We start from the raw sequence: 1,026 nt of genomic DNA on the forward strand, positions 1-1,026 counted from the left end.
CACACTTCCAAAAGTTTTTGTTTATTTACTGACAACCATTGAGACGCTTTATCAAACGAGTGTTCCCCTTGAGGTTCAAAACCGAAAGGGTTCTGTTGCAAAGTTTTCCAAAAAATCTATTTTAGTGTAAAATTGAGAAAAAAGACAGAGAGGACAGAGTAATGAATCATTTTAAAGGCAAACAATTCAAAAAAGACGTCATTATTGTCGCTGTTGGTTACTACCTGCGTTACAATCTAAGCTATCGTGAAGTTCAGGAATTGTTATATGATCGTGGAATAAATGTTTGTCATACTACGATTTATCGTTGGGTGCAAGAGTACAGCAAAGTCCTCTATTATCTTTGGAAGAAGAAAAATAGACAATCCTTCTATTCATGGAAAATGGACGAAACCTATATCAAAATTAAGGGACGTTGGCATTATCTTTATCGTGCAATTGATGCGGACGGCTTAACCTTAGATATCTGGTTACGAAAGAAACGGGATACGCAAGCAGCCTATGCTTTCTTAAAACGACTCCATAAACAGTTTGGTGAGCCGAAAGCAATTGTGACCGATAAAGCACCTTCTCTTGGCTCCGCCTTTAGAAAGTTACAGAGTGTGGGTTTATATCCTAAGACAGAGCACCGAACTGTGAAGTATCTTAACAATTTAATAGAACAAGACCATCGACCTATTAAACGACGGAATAAATTTTATCAAAGTCTCCGTACAGCCTCTTCCACGATTAAGGGCATGGAGACCATTCGAGGAATATATAAAAAGAACCGAAGAAATGGAACGCTCTTCGGCTTTTCGGTGTCTACTGAAATCAAGGTATTAATGGGAATACCAGCCTAAGATATTTGGAGTTCAGAGCGGGCGCGTTTGATTTTCAAACTTCGCAACAGAACCAAATAGGGTTAATCTCATCAAGAAAAGGAGTTAGACCCTCGGCCTTGAGCTCGCGCAGGTTGCCGAAGAGCGCCTCGACCTCCTGCGGGACGAGCACCGCGGTGGGCTCGTCGAGGATCAGGATCTTGGC

Annotated in this window: 1 protein-coding gene; it reads left to right on the top strand. The window is 41.2% G+C overall.

Annotated elements, in window-relative coordinates; all coding sequences use genetic code 11:
* Positions 1 to 161 precede the first annotated feature (161 nt).
* Positions 162 to 842, top strand: coding sequence for an IS6-like element ISS1N family transposase (locus ABT263_RS38815; RefSeq protein ID WP_350669396.1), 681 nt, complete (start codon positions 162 to 164; stop codon positions 840 to 842).
* The last annotated feature ends 184 nt before the right edge of the window (positions 843 to 1,026 follow it).

The sequence above is a fragment of the Kitasatospora sp. NPDC001603 genome (assembly GCF_040298365.1).
Lineage (GTDB): Bacteria > Actinomycetota > Actinomycetes > Streptomycetales > Streptomycetaceae > Kitasatospora.

Excerpts from the sequence above, each read along its gene's own strand:
- ABT263_RS38815 (WP_350669396.1), top strand. The coding sequence starts at position 162 with ATGAATCATTTTAAAGGCAAACAATTCAAAAAAGACGTCATTATTGTC.